The sequence below is a fragment of the Kosakonia sp. MH5 genome (assembly GCF_009935945.1).
Classification (GTDB): Bacteria; Pseudomonadota; Gammaproteobacteria; order Enterobacterales; family Enterobacteriaceae; genus Kosakonia; species Kosakonia radicincitans.
Window position 1 is genome coordinate 258502 of the sequence record NZ_QODH01000005.1, and the last position, 19665, is coordinate 278166.

A 19665-nucleotide genomic window follows, 5' to 3' on the forward strand; every position below is an offset into this window, starting at 1 on the left:
ATTAGCGCCCCAGATAAACGTCGATAACCTGCTCGTTGGCCTGTACTTCGCGCAGCGAACCTTCTGCCAGCACTTGCCCCTGATGCAGCACGGTCACATAGTCGGCAATGGTTTCGACAAAGCCCATATCATGCTCCACCACCATCAGCGAGTGTTTGCCCGCCAGCGTGCGAAACAGCTCGGCAATATAATCCGTTTCGGCATCCGTCAGACCGGCGGCGGGCTCATCCAGCAACAGCAAATGCGGTTCCTGAACCAGCAGCATGCCAATTTCCAGAAACTGTTTTTGCCCGTGGGAAAGCAGCCCGGACGGGCGATGTCGATGCTCGGTCAGCCGCAACAACAGCAGCACTTCATCAATGCGATCCCGCTGCTCGCCGCTGAGCCTGGCGCGCAGGCTGGTCCACACCGACTTATCCATTTTCAGCGCAATTTCGAGGTTTTCCGTCACGCTTAACGCTTCAAACACCGTGGGTTTCTGGAACTTACGCCCAATGCCCGCACGGCTAATGTCCACCGGCGACATCCCGGTAAGATCGATATTCTGATCGTAGGTTATCGTGCCGCTGTCCGGCCGTGTTTTACCGGTAATGATATCCATCAGCGTGGTTTTGCCTGCGCCATTTGGCCCGATCACGCAGCGCAGTTCCCCCACGCCAATCGACAGTGACAAATCCGTCAATGCGCGAAACGAATCAAAGGTGACGTTGATTTTTTCCAGTTGCAGCACCGGATCGGTAGTTTCGCGGTAGCGGTCCTGCAACTGCGGCTGGGTAAAAAGGGAATCAGTCATGCTTCCTCCGTTTGAGCAGGCCAATCACGCCGCGCGGCAGGAACAGCGTCACAAGAATAAACATCAACCCAAGGAAAAAGAGCCACACATCCGGGAAAGCAACGGTAAACCAGCTCTTCGCGCCGTTCACGATCCCGGCACCGAGGATCGGCCCAATCAGCGAACCGCGCCCGCCGAGCGCCACCCAAATCGCCGCTTCAATCGAGTTGGTCGGCGACATTTCACTGGGGTTGATAATCCCCACCTGCGGCACATACAGCGCGCCCGCCAGCCCGCACAGCACGGCGGAGAGCGTCCAGACGAAAAGCTTGTAGCCTTTCGGATCGTAGCCGCAGAACATCAGCCGGTTTTCCGCGTCGCGCACGGCAGTGAGCACCCGGCCAAACTTGCTGCGCGTCAGCATCACGCCAATCGCTAGCGATCCTGCCAGCAGCAGCACCGTTGCCACAAACAGCGCGATGCGCGTACCGGTTGCCGATACTGGAAAGCCGAGCAGCGTGGTAAAACCGGTAAAGCCGTTGTTGCCGCCAAAGCCGGTTTCGTTGCGAAAAAACAGCAGCATCCCGGCGTAGGTCAGCGCCTGGGTCATGATCGAGAAGTAGACATCTTTAATACGCGAGCGAAAGGCGAAATAGCCGAACACCAGCGCCAGCAGGCCCGGCACCAGGATCACCAGGCACAGCGCCCAGGCAAAGTACTGCGTTCCGGCCCAGAACCACGGTAATTCCGTCCACGAGAGAAACGACATAAACGCCGGCAGCCCGTCACCGGCGGCCTGGCGCATCAGATACATTCCCATCGCATAACCGCCGAGGGCGAAAAACAACCCGTGCCCCAGCGACAGCAGCCCCGCGTAGCCCCACACCAGATCCAGCGCCACCGCGACAATGGCGTAGCAGAGAATTTTGCCAATCAGCGTCAGCGTATAGGTGGAAATCGCCAGCGGATTTTCCGCCGGAAGCAGCGCGAAAAAGGGCAGGATCAGCAACGCGGCCAGCAGCAGTGAAGCGAGCATGCAGGTCAGGCGCGGCGCGCGTCGGGCGATAGTTAACGTAATAGGTTGGCTCATCAGTCAATTACCCGCCCTTTGAATGCAAACAACCCTTGCGGTCGTTTCTGAATAAACAGCACGATCAATACCAGGATCGCGATCTTGCCCAGCACCGCGCCGATTTGCGGCTCAAGGACTTTGTTCAGCACGCCGAGGCCCAGCGCCGCCACGACCGTGCCCGCCAGTTGTCCGACGCCGCCGGTTACCACCACGAGGAAAGAGTCAATAATGTAGCCCTGTCCCAGTTCCGGGCCGACGTTACCAAGTTGCGACAGCGCCACCCCGCCCAACCCGGCAATACCGGAACCTAAACCGAAAGCCAGCATATCGACGCGCCCGGTCGGTACACCGCAGCAATCCGCCATGCGGCGGTTTTGCGTCACCGCCCGCACGTTCATGCCGAGGCGGGTTTTGTTCAGCAGCAGCCAGGTGAGGATCAGCACGCCGATAACAAACACAATCACCGCGATACGGTTCCAGGGCAGCACTAGGTTCGGCAGTACCGACCAGCCGCCGGAGAGCCACGCCGGGTTGGCGACTTCCAGGTTCTGCGTGCCAAACAGTACGCGCACCAGTTGAATCAGCATCAGGCTAATTCCCCAGGTGGCGAGCAGGGTTTCCAGCGGCCGTCCGTAGAGATGACGAATAATGGTGCGCTCCAGCAGCATGCCAATGATGGCGGTGATAAAAAATGCCACCGGCAGCGCCACCAGCGGGTAAATCGCCAGCCAGTCGGGGGCAAAGCGTTGAAACAGATCCTGCACCAGCCAGGTGGAGTACGCGCCCAGCATCAACATTTCGCCGTGCGCCATATTAATCACGCCGAGCAAACCGTAAGTGATCGCCAGCCCCAGCGCCGCCAGCAGCAGGATCGATCCGAGCGAAATCCCGCTGAACGCTTGTCCGAGCCAGTCGCCCCATCTCAGGCGTTGCTGTACCTGCTTCAGGCTGTCAGCGGCGGCTTCACGCACCCCGGAGTCCGGCTCATTTTGCGGCTGCGTCAGACGTTGCAGGCTGGCCTGCACCTGCGGATCGCTGGCTTCGCCCAATAGTTTCACCGCCTGCAAACGCCGTTCGGCGTGGCTATCAGCAAGTTGCAGGTTCGCCACCGCAATGGCGAGCGCAGTATGTACGCCGTCGTTTTTTTCCGCCGCCAGCCGTGCGCTGAGAAACGGCAGTTGATCGGCCTGCGCGCTGTTTTGCAACGTCAATGCCGCACGCAGGCGGACGTTGTCGTCCGGGCTGACCAGTTGGTGCGTGGCCAGCGCGCTGGCCACCAGGCCGCGAATGCGGTTATTCATAAACACTTTTTTCGTCGCACCCGCAGGCGCTGCGTCGCCTTCCAGCGCCGTTAGTTTGCCGTTCTGCTCGCTGAAGAGTTGACCATTCGCATCGGTGACCACCGTTTCGTCATTCAGCGCCTGCAACAACGGCAAGCGCGATGCCTCCGGCGCGGCAGACCACTGCTGAAGCAGTTGCGCCTGCTGCGTGCGGCTGGCCTTGCCATAATCAGCGGCAGGCCCGGCCTGCGCCGTCGCGGTCATCAGCAGGCAGCCGAAAAGGAGAAAGCCCAAAGCCGGGAATATTTTCATGTGTCAGCGTCTTTTGATGGTTATCCGGCCAGGCCGGAACATTCAACCACTGCCAGGGGCAGTACGCCTGCCCCTGACACGTACCGCACGGGCTTATTTACCGCCGGTTTTTACCGGGTAATCCGGTTTTTTATCGTTGCCTGCAATGTACGGGCTCCACGGCTGGGCGCGGATCGGCTTATCGGTATTCCACACCACGTTGAACTGACCGTTCTCTTCGATTTCGCCAATCATCACTGGTTTGTGTAAGTGGTGGTTGGTGGCATCCATGGTCAACGTAAAGCCACTTGGCGCGGCAAAGGTCTGGCCTGCCATCGCCGCACGGACTTTATCCACGTCGGTGGTTCCCGCTTTCTCAACCGCCTGCACCCACATATGGATGCCGACATAGGTCGCTTCCATTGGATCGTTGGTCACTACGGTATCGGCGTTCGGCAGTTTGTGCGCTTTGGCATAGGCACGGTAATCCGCCACAAATTTGGTGTTCACCGGGTTGCTGACCGACTCAAAGTAGTTCCACGCCGCCAGATGGCCGACCAGCGGTTTGGTGTCGATACCGCGCAGTTCCTCTTCGCCGACCGAGAAGGCCACCACCGGCACATCGGTCGCTTTGATGCCCTGGTTCGCCAGCTCTTTATAGAACGGCACGTTGGAGTCACCGTTGATGGTGGAAATCACAGCCGTTTTGCCGCCTGCGGAGAATTTCTTGATATTGGCAACGATAGTCTGGTAATCGCTGTAACCAAACGGGGTATAGACTTCTTCAATGTCTTTATCCTGTACGCCTTTGGAGTGCAGGAAGGCGCGCAGAATTTTGTTGGTGGTGCGCGGGTAGACATAGTCGGTGCCGAGCAGGAAGAAGCGTTTTGCGCTGCCGCCGTCTTCACTCATCATGTATTCCACCGCCGGGATCGCCTGCTGGTTTGGCGCCGCGCCGGTGTAGAACACGTTCGGCGACATCTCTTCCCCTTCATATTGCACCGGGTAGAACAGCAGGCCGTTCAGCTCTTCAAACACTGGCAGCACCGATTTGCGCGAAACCGAGGTCCAGCAGCCAAAAACCACCGCGGCTTTATCCTGGGTCAACAGTTGACGCGCTTTTTCTGCAAACAGCGGCCAGTTAGAGGCGGGATCGACCACCACCGGCTCCAGCTTTTTACCCAGCACGCCGCCTTTGGCGTTAATTTCATCAATGGTCATCAGCGCCATGTCTTTCAACGGCGTTTCTGAAATGGCCATGGTGCCGGAGAGAGAGTGCATGATCCCCACTTTGATGGTGTCTGCTGCGTATGCCTGTAACGACAAGCCCATGCTCAAAAAAGTGGCTGACAGGGCAAAAGCTTTCAGTAAAGAACGTCTTTTCATTACAAAACCCCTAAATGATATTGAGTGATTAAAATTCCCCGCCGGACGACGGGGCGGAACCACGGCTACGGTGAAACGGGTTGTAAACTTGCCTGCTGGAGCATGTGTAAGGTGATTTTCCTGACCTCGGCTTTGCTCTGAGAAATGTGCTCGGTCAGAATGCGCTGCGCCTCCTCGGTTTGCTGTTTCAGGATCGCCTGTAAAACACGGGCATGTTCGTTGTAGGTCGCATCCACACGGTCATTGCGGGTGAAATCAAGATGGCGAATGATGCGCATCTTTTCGGTCAACTCCACATGTACCCGTACCATTTCACTGTTGCCGCTGGCGCGTACCAGCGTGGTGTGAAATTGCTCATCCTGCAGCGATAACGCTTTGCTCGGCTCCATGCGCGGCGCGTCGATCCAGAAGCTGACCAGCGGCGCCAGATGTTCTGAACAGATGCCCGGCGGCATGCCACACAGGCGACGCACCGCTTCCCTTTCCAGCACGATACGAAAGTCGTACAGCGCCTCGAAATAATTGAAATCAAAAGGTTTCACCTGCCAGCCGCTGCGCGAGTAAACCTGCACATACCCTTCATGTTCAAGCCAGAACAGCGCCTGCCGTACCGGGGTACGGCTGGCGGACATCCGCTCGGAAATCTCGTTTTCGCTGAAATGCGCGCCCGGCATTAAGCGAAAATCAAAGATGTCGTTTTTCAGTTCGTGATAAATGCGCTCCGCCAGACCGACGGCGCGTTTTTTACTGCCCTTTTCGCTCATCATCCGTCTCCCTTATTCCAGCCACAGCAGCGTGTCGCCGGGGCTGACCGGACGCCCCGGCTGGCAGGCTATGCGTTTAACCTTGCCGCTCTGCGGCGCGTTGATGGCCAGCTCCATCTTCATCGCTTCGACGATCACCAGCGGCTGGCCTTCTGTCACCGCATCGCCGGGATTAACCAGCACTTTCCAGATGTTGCCGCTCATATCGGCGCATACCGGCAATGCGTCGTCATCTTCGGCAATCACTTCCGGCGGCAGGCTTTCCGCTACGCTGGCCTGATCGTCCAGTTGCCAGCGCTCCACTTCCGCTTCGAAGGCTTCCGCCTGGCGGGTGCGGAATTCGGCAATGTCGGCGGCGTTATCACGCAGGAACTGCAAATGCTGCGGGAAATCAAACACCGTCTCTTCAATGCGGATGGTGGCGCGGCCTTCGCGGAAATCGTCACGCAACTGGGTGAGTTCCGCTTCACTTACCGGGTAGAAACGCACCTGGTCGAAGAAGTGCAGCAGCCACGGCTCGTTGGCGGCAAATTGCGCGTTTTTGAGGAACTTGTTCCAGATAGGCAGCGTGCGGCCCACCAGTTGATAGCCGCCGGGGGAATCCATGCCGTAGATGCACATGTACATCCCGCCGATCCCGACGGTGCCTTCGGCGGTAAAGGTGCGCGCCGGGTTATATTTGGAACTCAGCAGACGATGGCGTGGATCAATCGGCACCGCGCAGGGCGCGCCGAGATAGACATCGCCAAGGCCCAGGATCAGATAGCTGGCGTCAAAAATCGTCGCCTTCACCGCTTCGCGGCTCGCCAGGCCGTTGATGCGCTGAATAAAGTCCACGTTGTTGGGCAACCATGGTGCTGTCGCACGCACCGTGTCTTTGTAGCGGCTGACCGCATCCAGCGTGGCGCTGTCTTCAAACGCCATCGGCAGATGCACAATGCGTGACGGCACTTTCATCTGGCTGACATCGCCAATGTGCGACTCCAGCTCCAGCAGCAGCGCCACCAGTTCCTGCTGGCTAATGGCGAGACTGTCATAACGCACCTGCAAAGAACGCACGCCTGGCGACAGCTCTTTCACGCCCGGATGCGCCCGTTTGCGCAGTTGTTCCATCAACAGGTGAACGCGCAGACGCAGCGCCAGATCCAGCACGTTGTCGCCATACTCAATCAGAATGTAGTTATCCCCGGCCTGGCGATAGACAATCGCAGGCGCGCCAGCAGCAACGGGCAGCGACACCAGCGCGGTGGCGGAAACCCCGTCGCGATCGGCAAGGGATGGCGTGGCGAATTCCGCCAGATGGCTGGCATGCAGCGTCTCAATGCTGCGCTCCTGCGCTTTTTCCCGCGCCACCGCCTCTTCCACGCTGATCGGGTAGAAGCGGATGCGATCGCCCGGTTTGACCTGCCCGACTTTCCACAACTCTGCTTTAGCGATGGTCACCGGGCAGACAAAACCGCCGAGGCTTGGGCCATCGCGGGTGAGGATCACCGGGAAGTCGCCGGTAAAGTTAATCGCGCCGATGGCGTATTCGCAGTCGTGAACGTTAGAGGGGTGCAGACCGGCCTCGCCGCCGTTTGGCCGCGTCCAGCCTGGTTTCGGCCCGACCAGCCGCACGCCGAGGCGGTTAGAGTTGTAATGCACTTGCCAGTCGCTGGCGAAGAACTCGTCGATCGCGTCCTGGGTAAAGAAATCCGGCGCGCCGTGCGGCCCGTACAGCACGCCGATGCGCCACAGTTCGCCATACTCCGGGATCAGCGACGGGCTTATCGCCTGGGGTTCGCTCACCGGCGCGGGCGTGGTGCAGGCGACCAGTTGCGGGCGTGAAATCGGCAGCAAATCGGCGACTTTCAGCGTGCGTCCGGCGTGGCCGCCAAACTGCCCGAGCGCAAAGGTGGAGCGGCTACCAAGGTATTGCGGCACATCAATGCCGTTACGTACCGCGAGATACGCGCGGCAGCCGACCTGCGCGCGCCCATACGCCAGAATCTGTCCGGCGTTAACGGTGATCGGTTGCCATAATGGCACCGCTTCGCCATCCAGCGTCGCCTGGCAATCCGCCCCGGTCAGAGCGATCACCGCTGCGCTGTGAAATTGCAGCACCGGGCCTTGCAGGGTGAACTCCAGCCCCGCCGCCGCGTCGTGGTTACCGACAATGCGGTTGGCCAGGCGGAAAGCAAAATCGTCCATCGGGCCGGAAGGCGGCACGCCGATATCCCAGTAACCAAGGCGACCCGGATAATCCTGAACGCTGCTCCAGGTGCCCGGTTGCAGCACCTCAATCACCGCCGCGTGCGCTTCAAAACTGTCGAGCATCCGCGTCCACATGCTGCCATTACGGAAGGCTTCGCTGGCGGTGATCTGGCGCAGATAATCCAGGTTCGTGGTAATGCCATGCAGGCGAGTGGTGTCGAGCGCAGCCTGCAGTTTTGCCAGCGCCTCTTCGCGGCTGGCACCCTGTACAATCAGTTTGGCGATCATCGGGTCGTAAAATGCCGACACTTCACTGCCGGTGGTCACCCCGGTATCCACACGCACATCCGGCGGGAAAGCGACTTCGGTTAAAACGCCGGGGCTGGGCTGGAAGTTTTTCAGCGGGTTTTCGGCGTAGATACGCACTTCGATGGCCGCGCCCTGCGGTGCCTGTTGCAGACGCGCCCAGTCAATCGCTTCATCCGCCGCCACGCGCAGCATGCACTCGACCAGATCCAGCCCGGTAACGCACTCGGTGACCGGATGCTCCACCTGCAAACGGGTGTTGACCTCCAGAAAGTAGAACGCATCCCGCTGCGCGTCGTAGATAAATTCCACGGTGCCCGCGCTGCGGTAATTGACCAGTTTGCCAAGCTGCACCGCCGCGCTGAGCAGCGCTTCACGGGTAGTGGCTGGCAGGTTCGGCGCCGGGGTTTCTTCCACCACTTTCTGGTTGCGGCGCTGCAATGAGCAGTCGCGCTCGCCGAGCGCCACGACATTGCCTTTGCCGTCGCCAAAGATCTGCACTTCAATATGCCGCGCGCGATCGATGCAGCGCTCGACAAACACGCCGGCGTCGCTAAAAAACTGTTCGCCAAGCCGCCGCACGCTCTCCCAGGCATCATGGAGCGCCTGCGCATCGGCGCAGCGCGTCAGACCAATACCGCCGCCGCCCGCCGTGCTTTTCAGCATCACCGGATAGCCAATATTCGCTGCGGCTGCAAGCGCTGCGTCCAGCGAGTCGAGCAGACCGGTGCCCGGCGTCATCGGCACGCCCGCCTCGGCGGCCAGCTCGCGCGCCCGGTGTTTCAGCCCAAACTCGCCAATCTGTTGTGCAGTCGGCCCGACAAAAACAATACCAGCCTGTTCGCAGGCGGCGGCAAACGGCAGGCTTTCCGACAAAAATCCGTAGCCCGGCCAGATAGCCTGCGCGCCCGTTTCCTGCGCTGCGGCGATAATTTTGTCGATACGCAGGTAACTGTCGCTGGCCTTTTCGCCGCCGAGTGCCACGGCAATATCGGCCTGTTTAACATGTTCGGCATTTTTATCCGCGTCGGAATAGACCGCCACGCTTTTGATACCCAGGCGTTGCAGTGTGCGGATGGCGCGACAGGCAATTTCGCCCCGGTTGGCAATCAGTACAGTGTTAAACATGTTTGCTCTCCTGGCGGGCAATCCAGTTACGCCAGCCTTTAAATTCAGTAATGTCGGTGGCATCGTGCAGCGCTGCCGGTTCGCAGATAAACCCTTTCACCCAGCGTCCATCGGCCAGCTCCAGCGAACCGATACCGAGCGGCGCGGGGATCTCTGCGACAAACTCACCAAAGCGCGCCAGTGGGATATCCCATAGCTCCACCGCAATGGCTGCGCCCTGCGCCTGGCGGGCAATGCCCGGCTTGGGCGGTGTGGTGTTTGCCAGCGCATACAGCCGGTAGCACGGCGCGGTTTCGGTGGCTTCGACAAACGCGGCATCACGGGTGGTGAGCTGGAAATTCAGCGGCATGCCGCGCAGATGCGCGCCCACCACGGCAACGCGAACATGGTGTTGAGAAACCGGTAATGCCGCCGCTGGTGGGGTGAATGGCTGGCCGGTCGCACCAAGCGGCAGTGCCAGTTGCTGTTGCCAGCGCAGGCCGAAATCCGCCAGCGCGCGGTCATACCAGGCCGGAGCGATCAGCGTGATCCCGGCCGGTAAACCGTCGGCGCGAAATGGCGCAGGCAAGGCCAGCGCACAAAGATCCGCAAGGTTGGTAAAGTTGGTGTAGGTGCCAAACTGCGAGTTGAAGAGAATCGGTTCCTGCTTTATCTCTTCCAGCGTACGGATGGTGGGCGATGTCGGTACTACCAGCGCATCAACCTCGCTCAGGGCGTGCTGGATTTTTTGCGCCAGCTCTGCACGCAGGTACTCCGCGTTAAAGGCATCCACCGCGCTGTAGTTCAACCCGGCGGAAATAATAGTGTGCACCGTGGGGTCCATCTGCTCCGGATGGTGCAGCATCTCGCCGACAGAGGCGGTACGTTCCGCCACCCACGGCCCCTGATAAAGCTGCTCGGCAAGCTGGTAGAACGGCGAGAAATCAATCGGCTGCAACGTCGCGCCGCTGGTGCGCAATGCCTCCAGCGCGCTCAGCCAGGCGGCTTCAGCCTGCGTATCGCCAAAGAAACGCAGCTCTGCCGGGATGGCGAAAACCGGGTTTTGCGGGATGGCCGCAGGTGCCGTTGCCGGATTAACGCGTGAGTAGGCATCTTCACTGTCTGCGCCGCCCGCCAGCGTCGCGATGTAAAACGCATCTTCCACCGTCAGGGCAAACACCGACAGCGTGTCATTCAGACGGCAGGCAGGCAGCACGCCGGTTGCGGAGAGCCAGCCTTTGGTCGGCTTCAGTCCGACAATATTGTTAAACCCGGCAGGCACGCGCCCCGAACCGGCAGTGTCAGTGCCAAAGGCAAACGGCACCAGGCCGCGTGCCACTACGGAAGCCGACCCCGAACTGGAGCCGCCGCTGACATACGCGGGATCAAAGGTGTTCGGCACTGCGCCGTAGGGGGAACGCGTGCCGACCAGCCCGGTGGCGAACTGATCGAGGTTGGTTTTACCAATCACAATCGCCCCGGCCGCTTTCAACCGGGCAACGGCGGTGGCATCTCTTTCAGCGATAAATTTGAGCGCCGGGCACGCCGCCGTGGTCGGCCAGCCCGCCATATCCACATTGTCTTTGACGGCGAAAGGCACGCCGAACAGCGGAAACGCATCGGGATTATTGCGGTACAGCGGCAGTAACGCATTAATTTGCGCCTGCAACTGCGCGTCGCTGGCGATCACCAGCCAGGCATTATCCTCAAGGGATAAAGCATCAATATGCGCTTTTAAAAGCGAATAAACCGACTCACTCTCCTGCCGGATGCGCTGCTGCCATGCAGCCAGTGTTTTTCCTGTCATTAACGCCATCGTTGAATTCCTGCTGGTATACAAGATGGAATTCAATCAGCAAGCGGCATGCCAAAAATTCAATATGTTGTTTTTTAAACAAAAATGCTATTTGCCGGGTGTTTTTTCAAAAACCACCTGCACTCTTTCTGAACATATGCGCGCAATGGCAGTGCAATTATTATTGGAAAAACAGATATCTATAACCAACATCAGAATATTCAATTATGGCTGTATGCGGCTATTCTTTGCCTGACCAGAACATTAACCTGCGCGAACCCTTCGCGTTATAGCGAGGAGAAAAGATGAAAGCCGCTGTCTATTTTCAGCCCGGAAAACCGGACGTATTGCGCTATATCGATGTGCCGCAACCCATTTGCGGCGCAGATGAGGTGTTGATTAAGGTTGAAGCAATCGCCCTTGAAGGCGGCGATGTGATTAATCGCGCCACCGCCGCCCCTTCTTCGCAGGGCACTGTTCCCGGCTATTCGGCTGCGGGCACCATTGTGGCGGTGGGTAAAAATGTGCAAAACCGCCAGCCCGGCCAGCGCGTTGCCACCATTGCGCTTAGCGGTTCACATGCCCAATACCGCGCTGTGCCCGCCGCATGGAGCTGGATTATCCCCGATGGACTGGATATGGTGACCGCCGCCGTGATCCCGGTTAGCTTTGGTACCGCCGCCTGGGCGCTATCTTCCCGTTTTCATCTTCAGGCTGGCGAAACGCTGCTGATCCAGGGCGGTGCGGGCGGCGTTGGCGTGGCCGCCATTCAACTGGCGAAAGCGCGCGGCGCGCGCGTGCTGGCGACACTTTCCGGCAGCGCCCGCGTGGCAAAACTTCACGAACTGGGTCTTGATGTGGCGCTCGATTACCGCCAGCAGGATATTGTGGCCGAGGTGCAAACGCTCACCCAACAGCGCGGCGTGGACAGCGTGCTGGATCTGGCAGGCTCCACGCTTGAACAGTCCTTCGCCTGCCTGCGTGAAGGCGGAACGGTGGTGCTGGCCGGTAACGCTGGGGGCAGTACCCGCGCCGATTTAGCGGCGTTACAGCAGGCCAATCAGACGCTGAGCGGGCTGTTCTGGGGGCGCGAACTGGCTAACGAACAGGCCAGAGCCTCCGTCGACACGCTGCTGGCGCAGGCGCGTGATGGCACGTTACGGGTGCTTATTGATCGCGAGTTTGCGCTACAGGAGGTGGTGGAAGCCCACCGTTACGCCGAAGAGAACCGCGTGCTGGGGCGCATTATTCTGCGCCCCTGAAGGCCGTTATTGCAGGCTGACGCTAAGCCAGAACAAGCTCAACCGCGGCAGCGGAACGCCCTGCTCACTGAGCGCGTTCCGCGGTCTCTTTCTGCAAATTATTGCTGCCAAGGCCGCCGATAAACGGCAAACGCAGGCGCAGCGGCGTGAAACCCAGCCCGACATTCAGCCCCAGTAGATTGAGTTCAAACCCCTCTTCCGCCCCCAGCGTTACGCCCGCAACACCGAGCAGGGAGACCTGCACGCCGCGGCCGGAGGGTGGCAGGCCAATCGGATTGCGCAGCGAGCGGAAATCTTTGCCGACCGCATTGGCGGGCAGATCCAGCTTCAGCGCCGGGACTTCGCGCCCGATATGTGCGAGAAACGTATTGCTGTTTGGCCCAGGCCAGGCGTGGTAGGTCTGCGGCCACGGGTAAGAAGCAATCGCCGCTTCAATCTGCGGGATCATCGCTTCGGCCTGCGGGCCACGGTGATCGACCAGCAAGCGCGGCTGTGCGCCGTACCAGTAGCCATCAGGAATATTACTGTTACGCCGCACTTTATCGCCTGCGCCCCAGCTAATCACTTCGTAGCGGTTATAGTGCGTTTCACCGGCGCGTTTGAAAATGATCCACGGATGCACCGCCACCGCGCCTTTCCAGCCCCAGGTGGGTGCGGCATAAACCTGCACGATGGCGAGTTGGGCATTTTTACGCGCATCAGGCGCAATACCGGCTGAATCACGCCGGGCATCCCACCACCCTTGCTGCGTGCGCGTGTCCCGCTGGTGCATCGCCTGGGCGAGGCTGACGGCAAGGGAGAGCAGCGTGATGCACAGCAGGCTCAGGAAAAAGGTTTTTATGACGATCATGGCGGCCTGCTATCAGAAGGGAGAATTCAGCGTCTGATCATTGTACTGGTGTTTTTTTGCCCGGCAAGACACGCCGCGCTGGCGGGCCGGGGAAACAGGCCGAATAGCATAAAAATCCAAAACGCGGCGAAGCCCGAAAGAATTAAGAAGGATTGTGTCTACCCCTCAACGGGAATAATGGAGATATGCCCGTTGCGTTCGAGAATGGCATAACGGATTTTACTCAACTCGGTAATGCCCTGATTCTGTCGCGCTGCGACCAGAATATCATCACAAGAGACATCCACTTTTTGCAGTTTATCGACAAGAGGAATGCCATTTTCAACCAGGATAACCGGCGAACCATCAATGACCGACTCCGCCCCGGAGAGATATTTTTTCACCAGCCCGAACAAAATATCGACCGCTACCAGCGTAACAATGGTCAGCATTGCACCGGTAACGGAAAAGTCGTTGCCGAGGAGCGCCTGTTGCGTGGCCTCGCTGATGATCAACAGCAGGATCAGGTCAAAACTGGTCATCTCTAATAACGCGCGGCGTCCCACCACTTTAAAAACCAGTAACAGGATTAAATAGATCGCCAACGCCCGCAGCACCATTTCCATTTTATTCTCCTACGGATAAATGAACTGCCAGAACCGGATGCCCGGTTCATCGTTAACGGCGACGGTGTTAATCGATTTTCCCGGTGTGCCCGGCGTGGTATTCAGCCACACCGTAAAAGCGCCGCTGCCGGTGATGTTGTTATAAACCAGATACAGCGTTTCTCCCCGGCTGTACATGCTGTCGGGCTGGGGCCAGACATTGCCGTGTTGATAATTCTCATTAAATGCGCCACCAAGGCTGATGACATACCTCTTCGCCGCCTGAGTTTGCAGGGTGATTTTTAGCGTCTGGGCGTTTTGCAGACGCCCGAATCGTTCATAGTGGATTTTCAGCGTCTGCTGAGCATTACTTTTGTCTGCCGGGCTAAAATAGCCGCCGGAAAAAACGCCGCTCAGCGCGGCGACAATAATCGTCAGTAACACAAAAGCCCCGGCCCGCCGAAACCCGGCTTCGAAATTCAGCGCCCAGGCCCTTTCAGCCACGCCGGGCAATGTCTCATCGTGTTTCATTATGTTCCTCGCCGTTTCGGTTTCCACAGATGAAGAGCACTATCCAGAAGCCTGGCAGCCTGGCTCGCTTTCAGTATCAGATTCAGGCGAAATCGTCGGACGGCCCATCCAGCGGGCGCAAAGGCGGGAAAATACGGGCAATTTCATCGGCAACATCAAATTCGGTTAAATTTTCTTCGGCAATCAGTAGCCAGGTCGAACCCTGTGGCGATTTCCATTCGGTAATAAAAAGCTGCGCGTCCGGGCGTAACTCGATCTTCTCTCCGCTGTCGCGCGTATAAAACTGCCCGCCGCGTTTATCGTTATCCGGCAGCGTTAACCAGAGCGCCGGGTAAACGCCGCGCCAGACTTCGCCATGGTGCTCGCCGCCCAGAACCAGATATTCCTGCATCACTGTTTTCGCCATTGACCTTCTCCACCGGGTGAACATTTATCAAGCTTACAACATAGGCCAGAAATCGCGTCACGACGCCCCTCCTTAACATCTATGCCAGGCTTAGGGGGAACCCACTTTTACAGGAGTTCCCTCTTCTGACCTCATCGCAACCATACAAAAGGAGAACGCATGACGGCATCTTCCCTTTCTGACCATGACATTCCGCTAATCGATCGCTACTGGCGGGCCGCGAATTACCTCTCCGTCGGACAAATTTACCTGATGGATAACCCCTTACTGCGCGAACCTCTCAAGCCGGAACACATCAAGCCGCGCCTGCTGGGGCACTGGGGAACCACGCCCGGCCTTAACTTTATTTATGCCCATCTCAACCGCGTGATACGCCAGCGCAATATCGATATGATCTATATCTGCGGTCCAGGGCATGGCGGGCCTGGCATGGTAGCGAATACGTGGCTTGAAGGCTCCTACAGCGAGATTTACCCGCAAGTAAGCCAGGATGCGCAGGGGATGAAAAAATTGTTCCGCCAGTTCTCTTTTCCCGGCGGCATCCCCAGCCACGCCGCGCCGGAAACGCCCGGCTCCATTAATGAAGGCGGCGAGCTCGGTTACTCACTGGCGCATGCCTTTGGCGCGGTATTTGATAACCCGTCGCTGATTGCCGCCTGCGTGATTGGCGATGGCGAAGCGGAAACCGGCCCGCTGGCCTCAAGCTGGCACGGGATTAAATTCCTCAATGCCGCGCGCGACGGCGCGGTGCTGCCAATTTTGCATCTTAACGGTTACAAGATTGCTAACCCGACTATCCTCGGGCGCGCCAGCGATGAAGATCTGTTTCAACTGTTTCGCGGCTACGGGTATGAACCCCTGCTGGTCAGCGGCCATGAGCCGGAGCAAATGCATCGCGATATGGCGCAGGCGCTGGACATCGCCCTTGACCACATTGCGGATTTTCAGCAGCAGGCGCGCAGCCATCAGACAGCAGAGCGCTTACCGCGCTGGCCGCTCATTCTGTTGCGTAGCCCGAAAGGCTGGACCGGTCCACAGACCGTGGACGGCAAAAAGGTGGAAGATTTCTGGCGCGCGCATCAGGTGCCGGTCTCTTCATGCCGGGAAAACGATGACCATCGTCAGATCCTGCAACGCTGGATGCAAAGCTACCAGCCGGAGGATCTCTTTGATGAACGCGGTCAGTTAAAGGCGGAACTGCGCGCGCTGGCACCGACCGGTGATAAACGCATGGGCGCGTCGCCGTGGGCAAACGGCGGTCGCTTACGCCGCGAACTGGTGACACCGGCACTGCAATCGTACGCCGTAGAAGTCACCTCGCCCGGCGAAACCGAGGCGGAATCCACTGCGGCACTTGGCGCATATCTGGCAGGCATCTTCCAGGAAAATGCGGATAACTTCCGCCTTTTTGGCCCGGATGAAACGGCGTCTAATCGCCTGAGTAAGGTGTTTGATGTCACCAGCCGCACGTGGCAGGCGGCGCAAAAACCGTGGGATGAACAGCTTGCGCCCGATGGCCGGGTGATGGAGATCCTCAGCGAGCATCAATGTCAGGGCTGGCTGGAAGGGTATCTGCTCACCGGGCGGCATGGTCTGTTTAACTGCTACGAAGCGTTTATTCATATTGTCGATTCGATGTTTAACCAGCATGCCAAGTGGCTGAAAGTGACGCGAAAATTGCCGTGGCGGGCGCCCATCTCCTCGCTGAATTACCTGCTCTCGTCTCATGTCTGGCGCCAGGATCACAACGGTTATAGCCATCAGGATCCCGGCTTTATCGATCACGTTGCCAACAAGAAGGCCGATATTGTGCGCATTTATCTGCCGCCGGATGCGAACACGCTGCTCTGCGTGGCGGATCACTGCCTGAAGACCTGGGATCGCATCAATGTGATTGTCGCCGGGAAACAGCCTGCACCGCAGTGGCTGACGCTGGATGACGCAGCGAAGCACTGTGCGGACGGAATGGGGATCTGGTACTGGGCGGGCACGGTTGAGGAAGGTGAAACGCCGGATGTGGTGATGGCCTGTGCCGGTGACGTGCCCACCATGGAGACGCTCGCGGCGGTCGATCTGCTGCGCGAATTCCTGCCAGCGTTGCGCATTCAGGTGGTGAACGTCGTCGATTTAATGGCTTTACAGACCCACGATCAGCACCCGCATGGCCTGAGCGAGCAGGCGTTTGACGCCCTTTTCACCGTTGATAAACCAGTCGTTTTCGCCTTCCACGGCTACCCCAGTTTGATCCACCGGTTGACCTACCTGCGCAATAACCACGGCAATTTCCACGTACGTGGCTTTATGGAGGAAGGCACCACCACCACGCCGTTTGACATGACCGTGCTGAATGAACTGGATCGTTTTCATCTGGCGCAGGAAGCGATATTGCGTGTGCCATCGCTCCAGGGGAAAGCGGACGCAATCCTTGATGTGTTACAGGAGAAAATCGCCGCCCATCATCGTTATGTCCGCGAATACGGTGAAGATCTGCCGGAAGTGCAAAACTGGAAATGGCCGTCACAGCAAGGCAGCGACGCTGCGCCGGAATAGTGATACCGGGGCAACGCCGCCGCGCTTATGCCCGCATCAGGCGGCCATTTGCAGGCAGGCTTGCGCGCAGGTTCGACACGCCTGCGCGCACTGCTGGCAGTGATCATGCGGGTGCTTGCTGCACTCTTCAGCGCAGGATTTGCAGACATCCACGCACACCCGGCACAGCGGCTGCAGGTAAGCATTCTCCAGCGCCATAAACTGCCCCACCAGCCGACAGAGCGCCGCGCACTGGAGATCCAGCTTGATGCAATCGCGCATCATTGCCATGTCCTCTTCATTGAGACAACTCGCGGCGCAATGCTCACAGGCAATGGCACATTGATAGCAGGCATCGCTACAGGTTTTATGTTCGGTTTGCATAAATTCCTCCTTCTGTTGTCGAAGGTATTAAGTGTGAACGAAGGCTGCATTTACGCGAATTATTAATTGATCTGTACAGAAAAATAGCATTCAGCGACAGCGGAAATATTTTCCGTCAGAAACATCAGGCACTAAAAATAAATAAAAAACATTTAAAATCAATTCATTAAAAATTAAACCAAATGATTATTCACGCTATGAAATAGTAACATTCATTGACGATACAACTTAACCAGGACTATTCTGAGGGCGCTTTTCTTAATTGTTAGCAGACTAATCCTGGTAGCGAATATGCATTTGCATGCCTTCAGGATCGGTCCGGATTTCCTGTTCCTGAAGGTTTTTTTATTGCTGCTAAAGGTTCAACTCTTCTTCCCGGCAGCAAAAGAAGTTAACTGCACCACACCTCACCGCTTCCTCTCTCTCCCCTGTAAGATTTGTCTTAAAATGATTAATAAAACTTATGTACCTGCATTTCAGGATAATGCAGATGAGTAAACAAAAGTCAGTATTTCGGCTATTTTTCCGTCATTTCAGGCATTTTGTAACTATGGTTATTATTCAATATCTATAAAAACAAGCTATAACTTCTTTATCTGCAAAGATATATGACCGATACAACAAATCTGGAATATAAACTCAGTGACTAATTTTTCAACAAAGCAATTTTTCCCGCTTCGGTTTGACTAATTATCGATAGCGACTAACTTTAATCACGAACACCGACGACATTGAGATGCAAAATATGTCGTTTTATTTTAACCAACGAAATTGGAGAAATAACATGGCTGAACATCGTGGCGGTTCTGGAAATTTCGCAGAAGATCGTGAAAAAGCATCCGAAGCAGGTCGTAAAGGTGGTCAACATAGCGGCGGTAATTTTAAAAATGATCCGCAGCGTGCATCTGAAGCCGGGAAAAAAGGCGGTCAAAATAGCCATGGCGGCGGCCGTAAATCTGGTGAGTGATTTTTTACCACCTCGCTTCAAGCAATTTAGTTATTAGTATTTTACGGCGAGTCAAAATGGCTCGCCATTATTTTCTCTTGCATGAAAGGTAATTCACTATGCAGATTAATTCCGTTACTGATCTATTTATTCATTCGCTCTCTGATATTTACAGCGCGGAAAAGCAACTGACCCGCGCACTCTCCAAACTGGCGCGCGAATCTTCAAGCAGCGAGCTGTCTGAAGCTTTCAAAAAGCACTATGAAGAAACCCAGGGGCAGATTGAGCGCCTCGATCAGTTGGTAGAAGCTGAGCCAAATATCAAGCTTAAGCGTATGAAATGTCACGCCATGGAAGGGTTGATCGATGAAGCTAATGAAGTCATTGAAGCCACGGAAAAAGGCAGCGTACGCGATGCCGGGCTGATTGCAGCAGCACAAAAAGTCGAACATTACGAAATTGCCTCTTACGGCACGCTTTGTACCCTCGCCAGTCAGTTAGGTCTGAAAAAGGCACAGCAATTACTTGCTGAAACCTTAGAAGAAGAAAAAACCACCGATACATTACTTACCAAAATAGCCACTTCAAATATTAATCAAAAAGCTGGAAGCTAATAACCGCCAGCAGATGTCATCCCTGATAATATTATTCTTCAGGGTCAATGAGACAGCCCCAAAAAAGAGGAATGTACTATGACGCCGCAAGAAAATTATCATGACTGGCTACGCGACGCGCACGCCATGGAAAAACAAGCGGAATCGATGCTTAGCGCAATGAGCAGCCGCATCGATAATTATCCCGACCTGCGTGCAAGAATTGAGCAGCACTTAACTGAAACTAAAGGGCAAATTAAACTTCTGGAAGAGGTTCTCGATCGCAACAATATTAATCGCTCATTAATGAAAGATGCCACCAGTAAAATGAGCGCGATGGGTCAGGCCGTTGGAGGCATGTTTGCTTCTGATGAAGTTGTCAAAGGCTCAATTAGCAGCTACGTATTCGAGCAATTTGAAATTGCCTGTTATACGTCATTAATTACGGCGGCAGAAAAAGTCGGTGATATTGCCAGCATCGATATTTTCAAACAAATTCTTGCCGAAGAGAAAGCGATGGCTGAATGGGCGTTTAATCATTTACCCGACGTTACCGAACAATTTTTACTTCGCGATGCCGCTGCCGGTGTGGAAGCTAAAAAATAAACTAAAGC

At 56.7% G+C, this 19665-nt stretch carries 17 protein-coding genes; 5 read left to right on the forward strand and 12 right to left on the reverse strand.

Annotated elements, in window-relative coordinates:
* Position 1 precedes the first annotated feature (1 nt).
* From urtD to atzF, 7 genes are all read right to left on the reverse strand, one after another.
* Entirely contained in the window at positions 2-793 is a 792-nt protein-coding gene (gene urtD / locus DK872_RS15740) for an urea ABC transporter ATP-binding protein UrtD (RefSeq protein ID WP_035888540.1), read from the reverse strand.
* Positions 786-1862, reverse strand: coding sequence for an urea ABC transporter permease subunit UrtC (urtC, locus tag DK872_RS15745; protein WP_007371802.1), 1077 nt, complete (start codon positions 1860-1862; stop codon positions 786-788). Before urtC ends, urtD begins: the two co-directional genes overlap by 8 nt.
* A complete protein-coding gene (gene urtB, locus DK872_RS15750) occupies positions 1862-3436 on the reverse strand; it encodes an urea ABC transporter permease subunit UrtB (protein WP_161518517.1) in 1575 nt (524 codons plus the stop codon). Before urtB ends, urtC begins: the two co-directional genes overlap by 1 nt.
* A 93-nt stretch (positions 3437-3529) precedes the next feature.
* A complete protein-coding gene (urtA, locus tag DK872_RS15755; RefSeq protein WP_071920910.1) occupies positions 3530-4801 on the reverse strand; it encodes an urea ABC transporter substrate-binding protein in 1272 nt (423 codons plus the stop codon).
* A 65-nt stretch (positions 4802-4866) separates the two neighbouring features.
* Entirely contained in the window at positions 4867-5568 is a 702-nt protein-coding gene (locus tag DK872_RS15760) for a GntR family transcriptional regulator (protein ID WP_035888544.1), read from the reverse strand.
* Between the two features lie 9 nt (positions 5569-5577).
* Positions 5578-9192, reverse strand: a complete 3615-nt coding sequence (uca, locus tag DK872_RS15765) for an urea carboxylase (RefSeq protein ID WP_161518518.1) — start codon at positions 9190-9192, stop codon at positions 5578-5580.
* Entirely contained in the window at positions 9185-10987 is a 1803-nt protein-coding gene (gene atzF / locus DK872_RS15770; RefSeq protein ID WP_161518519.1) for an allophanate hydrolase, read from the reverse strand. The genes uca and atzF overlap by 8 nt, the downstream gene beginning before the upstream one ends.
* A 284-nt stretch (positions 10988-11271) precedes the next feature.
* On the opposite strand from atzF, the gene DK872_RS15775 reads away from it, so the two are divergent.
* Complete coding sequence (locus DK872_RS15775) at positions 11272-12228, forward strand: zinc-binding alcohol dehydrogenase family protein (RefSeq protein ID WP_161518520.1); 957 nt, start codon at positions 11272-11274, stop codon at positions 12226-12228.
* 64 nt (positions 12229-12292) lie between these two features.
* Here DK872_RS15775 and DK872_RS15780 read toward each other — a convergent pair whose 3' ends face one another.
* The 4 genes from DK872_RS15780 to DK872_RS15795 all read right to left on the reverse strand — a co-directional run bounded on the left by DK872_RS15780 (position 12293) and on the right by DK872_RS15795 (position 14599).
* Entirely contained in the window at positions 12293-13078 is a 786-nt protein-coding gene (locus DK872_RS15780) for a DUF3750 domain-containing protein (RefSeq protein ID WP_007371794.1), read from the reverse strand.
* A 158-nt stretch (positions 13079-13236) separates the two neighbouring features.
* Positions 13237-13683, reverse strand: coding sequence for a DUF421 domain-containing protein (locus tag DK872_RS15785; protein ID WP_007371793.1), 447 nt, complete (start codon positions 13681-13683; stop codon positions 13237-13239).
* Positions 13684-13692: 9 nt separating this feature from the next.
* On the reverse strand, positions 13693-14193 hold the full coding sequence (locus tag DK872_RS15790) for a hypothetical protein (protein ID WP_007371792.1): 501 nt from the start codon (positions 14191-14193) through the stop codon (positions 13693-13695).
* An 82-nt stretch (positions 14194-14275) separates the two neighbouring features.
* Positions 14276-14599: a hypothetical protein gene (locus DK872_RS15795; protein WP_007371791.1), complete on the reverse strand. Its 324-nt coding sequence runs from the start codon at positions 14597-14599 to the stop codon at positions 14276-14278.
* Positions 14600-14758: 159 nt separating this feature from the next.
* On the opposite strand from DK872_RS15795, the gene DK872_RS15800 reads away from it, so the two are divergent.
* Entirely contained in the window at positions 14759-17149 is a 2391-nt protein-coding gene (locus DK872_RS15800) for a phosphoketolase (protein WP_161518521.1), read from the forward strand.
* A 36-nt stretch (positions 17150-17185) separates the two neighbouring features.
* Here the strand turns inward: DK872_RS15800 and DK872_RS15805 are convergent, their stop codons facing one another.
* The gene (locus DK872_RS15805) at positions 17186-17512 is read right to left on the reverse strand and encodes a four-helix bundle copper-binding protein (protein WP_035888551.1); all 327 of its coding nucleotides are present in this window, start codon (positions 17510-17512) and stop codon (positions 17186-17188) included.
* A 784-nt stretch (positions 17513-18296) separates the two neighbouring features.
* Between DK872_RS15805 and DK872_RS15810 the strand changes: the two genes are divergently transcribed.
* From DK872_RS15810 to DK872_RS15820, 3 genes are all read left to right on the forward strand, one after another.
* Positions 18297-18479, forward strand: a complete 183-nt coding sequence (locus tag DK872_RS15810; RefSeq protein WP_035888553.1) for a general stress protein — start codon at positions 18297-18299, stop codon at positions 18477-18479.
* A 98-nt stretch (positions 18480-18577) separates the two neighbouring features.
* Positions 18578-19072 carry a ferritin-like domain-containing protein gene (locus DK872_RS15815; protein ID WP_007371786.1) on the forward strand — a complete coding sequence of 165 codons (495 nt, stop codon included), beginning with the start codon at positions 18578-18580 and terminating at the stop codon, positions 19070-19072.
* Positions 19073-19150: 78 nt separating this feature from the next.
* The gene (locus DK872_RS15820; protein ID WP_035888556.1) at positions 19151-19657 is read left to right on the forward strand and encodes a ferritin-like domain-containing protein; all 507 of its coding nucleotides are present in this window, start codon (positions 19151-19153) and stop codon (positions 19655-19657) included.
* The last annotated feature ends 8 nt before the right edge of the window (positions 19658-19665 follow it).

Bases quoted from the DNA above. Each gene is read 5' to 3' on its own strand.
- DK872_RS15805 (WP_035888551.1), bottom strand. From the start codon at position 17,512: ATGCAAACCGAACATAAAACCTGTAGCGATGCCTGCTATCAATGTGCC.
- urtA (WP_071920910.1), bottom strand. From the start codon at position 4,801: ATGAAAAGACGTTCTTTACTGAAAGCTTTTGCCCTGTCAGCCACTTTT.
- urtC (WP_007371802.1), bottom strand. From the start codon at position 1,862: ATGAGCCAACCTATTACGTTAACTATCGCCCGACGCGCGCCGCGCCTG.
- atzF (WP_161518519.1), bottom strand. From the start codon at position 10,987: ATGGCGTTAATGACAGGAAAAACACTGGCTGCATGGCAGCAGCGCATC.
- DK872_RS15760 (WP_035888544.1), bottom strand. From the start codon at position 5,568: ATGATGAGCGAAAAGGGCAGTAAAAAACGCGCCGTCGGTCTGGCGGAG.
- DK872_RS15785 (WP_007371793.1), bottom strand. From the start codon at position 13,683: ATGGAAATGGTGCTGCGGGCGTTGGCGATCTATTTAATCCTGTTACTG.
- uca (WP_161518518.1), bottom strand. From the start codon at position 9,192: ATGTTTAACACTGTACTGATTGCCAACCGGGGCGAAATTGCCTGTCGC.
- DK872_RS15790 (WP_007371792.1), bottom strand. From the start codon at position 14,193: ATGAAACACGATGAGACATTGCCCGGCGTGGCTGAAAGGGCCTGGGCG.
- urtD (WP_035888540.1), bottom strand. From the start codon at position 793: ATGACTGATTCCCTTTTTACCCAGCCGCAGTTGCAGGACCGCTACCGC.
- DK872_RS15815 (WP_007371786.1), top strand. From the start codon at position 18,578: ATGCAGATTAATTCCGTTACTGATCTATTTATTCATTCGCTCTCTGAT.
- DK872_RS15780 (WP_007371794.1), bottom strand. From the start codon at position 13,078: ATGATCGTCATAAAAACCTTTTTCCTGAGCCTGCTGTGCATCACGCTG.
- DK872_RS15810 (WP_035888553.1), top strand. From the start codon at position 18,297: ATGGCTGAACATCGTGGCGGTTCTGGAAATTTCGCAGAAGATCGTGAA.
- DK872_RS15800 (WP_161518521.1), top strand. From the start codon at position 14,759: ATGACGGCATCTTCCCTTTCTGACCATGACATTCCGCTAATCGATCGC.
- DK872_RS15775 (WP_161518520.1), top strand. From the start codon at position 11,272: ATGAAAGCCGCTGTCTATTTTCAGCCCGGAAAACCGGACGTATTGCGC.
- urtB (WP_161518517.1), bottom strand. From the start codon at position 3,436: ATGAAAATATTCCCGGCTTTGGGCTTTCTCCTTTTCGGCTGCCTGCTG.
- DK872_RS15820 (WP_035888556.1), top strand. From the start codon at position 19,151: ATGACGCCGCAAGAAAATTATCATGACTGGCTACGCGACGCGCACGCC.
- DK872_RS15795 (WP_007371791.1), bottom strand. From the start codon at position 14,599: ATGGCGAAAACAGTGATGCAGGAATATCTGGTTCTGGGCGGCGAGCAC.